Annotated in this window: 3 protein-coding genes and 1 pseudogene; 1 reads left to right on the top strand and 3 read right to left on the bottom strand. The window is 65.3% G+C overall.

Translation table 11 applies throughout. The features are described 5' to 3' along the window. Positions 1–1,509: AMP-binding protein (locus WAN02_RS18960; protein ID WP_422265783.1), on the top strand; the 1,509-nt coding region annotated here is incomplete at its 5' end. Between the two features lie 47 nt (positions 1,510–1,556). Here the strand turns inward: WAN02_RS18960 and WAN02_RS18955 are convergent. The 3 genes and pseudogenes from WAN02_RS18955 to WAN02_RS18945 form a co-directional block, all read right to left on the bottom strand. Further along, entirely contained in the window at positions 1,557–1,940 is a 384-nt protein-coding gene (locus WAN02_RS18955; RefSeq protein ID WP_422265782.1) for a hypothetical protein, read from the bottom strand. Positions 1,941–1,956: 16 nt separating this feature from the next. Then, positions 1,957–3,444: a glycoside hydrolase family 130 protein gene (locus tag WAN02_RS18950; RefSeq protein WP_422265781.1), complete on the bottom strand. Its 1,488-nt coding sequence runs from the start codon at positions 3,442–3,444 to the stop codon at positions 1,957–1,959. 5 nt (positions 3,445–3,449) lie between these two features. Beyond that, positions 3,450–3,724: pseudogene (locus WAN02_RS18945) on the bottom strand (glycosyltransferase); the annotation flags it as partial.

The raw sequence follows: 3,724 nt of genomic DNA, 5'->3' as shown, positions 1-3,724 counted from the left end.
GTTCGGAACATGGCGGGCAACCCGGATCGCCGACTGATGGCGGGCGTGCGATGTGGACACGTCTTCCGAGAGTACGAAGACGTCCGTACCCGTGCCGGCGCGGTCGCGAACGGCCTTGCCGCCCTTGACGTCACGGCCGGCGACCGAGTCGCCATCTACCTGCACAACGAGATCGCGTTCATCGAAGCGAGCATTGGTGTCGGGATGCTGGGCGCCATACCCGTGCCGGTGAACTGGCACTGGCAAGGGGCCGAGCTCGCCTACCTGTTCGATGACAGCGATAGCAAAGTGATCTTCGCCCACACCAGCCTCATCTCCGCTGCCGAGGCGGTAGCCGGCGATCGGACACTGATCGAAGTCGCCCAAGAATCGAAACCGCCGACCGGAAGACATCCCGTCTACGAGGACTGGTTGGCGCTGCAGGGCCCACGGTCAGAACCGCCCAGCCAGGCGCCGCTGGCGATGGTGTACACCTCCGGCACGACGGGCAGACCCAAGGGCATCATCCGCGCACCGTCCACCGCCGCGCAGGCGCAAGGCACTGCGGGCTTGCTGCTCGAGGCGTTCGGGCTGGCCCCGGGAATGCGCACCCTGGTGGCCGCGCCGATGTACCACAGCGCGCCCAATGCGCACGCGCTGGTGAGTGCAGCCGCGGGTATCGATCTGACGATCATGGCAAGCTTCGACGCCGAGGAATTGCTACGACTGATCGAAGAACACCAGATCGATCACTTCCAAGCTGTCCCAACGATGTTCGTTCGATTGCTGCGCCTTCCCGACGAGGTCCGGCAGAAGTACGACGTCTCCTCATTGAAGTGTGTCGTGCACGCCGCGGCGCCATGCCCGCCCGAAGTGAAACGACGCATCATCGACTGGTTCGGGCCGATCGTCCGTGAGTATTACGGCGGCACCGAATCCGCTCCCTGCGTGGCGTGCGACAGCGCTGACTGGCTCGCGCACCCCGGCACTGTCGGACGGCCGATCTGGGACGCCGACGTCAGGATCTACTCCGAGGACGGAAATCTGCTGCCAGAAGGTGAATCTGGGCTCATCCACCTGCGGCCACCGTCGGTTGTGCCGAACTTCACCTACCACGGCAACCCGGACAAGCGGGCCGCCATGGAGAAGGACGGATACCTCGACATCGGCGACGTCGGCTACCTCGATCACGACGGATTCCTCTTTCTCAACGACCGCAGCACGGACATGATCATTTCGGGCGGGGTGAACATCTATCCGGCCGAAATCGAGGCGTGCCTACTCGAACTCGGCGGCGTCCGTGACGTCGCCGTGTTCGGCGTACCCGACGAGGAGTTCGGCGAGGCGATCGCCGCCCACGTCGACGCGACCGGCCTGACCGAAGACGAGGTGCGCGAACATGTCCGAACCAATCTGGCGCACTACAAAACGCCCAGAATCGTCGTGTTCGACAACGACTTACCTCGGGAAGACACCGGAAAACTGATGAAGCGCAAGATCCGCGCGCGGTACTGGCCGTCGACGCGCTAGCGGTTGTTCCCGCGATCGTCTTCGGACAAGAACGTCAGCACCCCGCGCTAGAGGCCCGGGTGGCGGATCGTGTTGTGCCCGACCTTGCGGGTATGCATGGCTTCGCACGCCGACTTCTGGTGTTCGAGCTGCCGGATCAACTCACGCTTCGCTTCGTGAAGGGCGCGCGTGATGTCGCGGTTGTCGGCGACGGCCATGAGCGGCGGGAGACCAGGCAAGGTCGTTCGCAACGTGACGCGCTGCTCCTTGCGTCCGCGGTCCTGCAATGAGACTTCCAGGCTGATGTCACGCGGATCCCACCGGCCCAGGTGCGGCTCGAGCGTAGCCAACGCCTGTAGCACGTGCGGGCGTTCCTTGGCGACGAATCCCACGCCCATGTGAAGGACGTACTCGCCCAACGGATTCTGCGTTGCGTCGCGGGACCTTCTCATCGTGCTGATGATGACCTCATCTCGGGTTATCTGATTGCTGAACCATCGTGGCCAGCAGCTGCGGTAGTGGCACAGTGGCGATGCCGATGCCGCGGTCGGCGATCCCGTAGGGGATCACCAGGGTGTCGGCGTGAACGAGCGCGCCGCAGGAGTACACGACGTTGGGCACGTAGCCATCCTGTTCGTCCTGGGTGGGGCTGAGTAGCGGGCTTCGCAGCCGGCCGAGCACGCGGGTCGGATCGTCGAGCTGAAGCAGAATCGCGCCGATACTGTACGTGCGCATCGGCCCGACACCGTGGGTGAGCACCAGCCAACCCGCGTCGGTTTCGATTGGCGGACCGCAATTTCCGAGTTGCAGGGCTTCCCACGGCTCAGCCGGCTGCTGGCAGGGCGACGCACTCGCCCAGACCGCCAGATGGTCGGTGAAGGCGACGGTGTTGGTCTCGCGGTCCGATCGCGACATGGCGGCGTAGCGACCGCGTATTCGTCGAGGGAACAAGGCCAAACCCTTGTTGGCCGCGGCTTTCCCCACGAGCGGTCCGGAGGTGAAGGATTGGAAGTCCTTGGTCTTGAGCAGTTGTTGGCTGATGTGGGATCCGCTGTAAGCCGTGTAGGTGGCGTAGTAGGTCACCGAGCCGTCGTCGTCGACGAAGCGGACGAACCGGGCGTCCTCCATGCCGGCCTGCTCGGCCTCCATCGACGGCCACAGCACGCGCTCGGAAACCGATACTTCGCTGGGGAATTCGACCGCATAGGATCGCGCGGCGATCGCGCGGATCAGAGCGACTGCGCGCTCCCCGTGTCCGCGGGTGCTCAGGTTGGCCCGGAGATTGCCAAGTCGCGCCTCGAGGTCGGATCGCGTAAAGCGCTCGCCGAGCGCGTTGAAGACGTAGTTCGCAGCCTCGCCGGCATTACCGATGCGGCCGAGTTCGCCGCGGAACACCGCGGCGTCGAGCGGCGCGCCCGACACGCTTCCGGTGGTGGCGAAGCGGGCCGGCTCGTCGATTGTGGCCCGGCCCGCGGCGTCGACGACACCGGTGCGGAACCCGATGGACGAGCGGTGTCCTTCCCCGATCCCCCGCACGCTCATCACGAATCGCAGGCTGCCTGTCGCCATGTCCGTCTGGTCGGGGTGGGCCACCATGCTGGGGTTGCACAGCGCCGCCCCTTCGATGGCATACTCGCTGGTAAAGGTTGCTCCCAGCAACAGTATTCGCGCATCGGTGAGATGGACGTCGGGATTCAGGCGATCGGCGAGCTCGCGGGCGTGTCGTCGGAAAGTGCCCACCAGGTCACGATGGCGTCCGTCGAAGCGAATGATCACGTCGTCCAGGGACGACAGAACATCGTCGTCGCTCAGGGCGAGGATGCGCTTGAGCACCACTTCCGCTCGGGACTCCTGAAGCTCGAAGCCCTCCTGGCCGGGCACGAAGAGCCGGGTGATCACCCGCGCCGGGTCGGCGGCGACCCGTTGAGGGTCGCGGGTGGCGAGCCCGGTGCTCATCAAAGTCACTGCGGGACCAGCGAAAAACGCTGTGCGTGTTGCAGGGTGGAGATCACCGCAAGGGTCGATTCTGCACCCTGGTTGACGTTGACGCACTCGGCGAGCAACCCATCGAAACCACCACCGGTCTCGGTGTCCCACATGACCAACCCTGAGTCGTTCACGCCCTGGAACCAGGCTGCGCACGACCGGATCCCATCCGGCCAGAGCGCCCGCGGATCGGCCGCCGCAGCGCGTGCGCAGGCGTCGGCGAGGGTGGCCACCTCGATCGGCTGCTGGT

It is taken from the genome of Mycobacterium sp., from assembly GCF_049281135.1.
GTDB lineage: Bacteria > Actinomycetota > Actinomycetes > Mycobacteriales > Mycobacteriaceae > Mycobacterium.
The sequence above is the reverse complement of the archived record's forward strand: the minus strand, read 5'-3'. Positions and strand labels throughout refer to the sequence as shown.

Coding starts and splice junctions, on each gene's coding strand:
- WAN02_RS18955 (WP_422265782.1), bottom strand. CDS start 1,940: ATGAGAAGGTCCCGCGACGCAACGCAGAATCCGTTGGGCGAGTACGTC.
- WAN02_RS18950 (WP_422265781.1), bottom strand. CDS start 3,444: ATGAGCACCGGGCTCGCCACCCGCGACCCTCAACGGGTCGCCGCCGAC.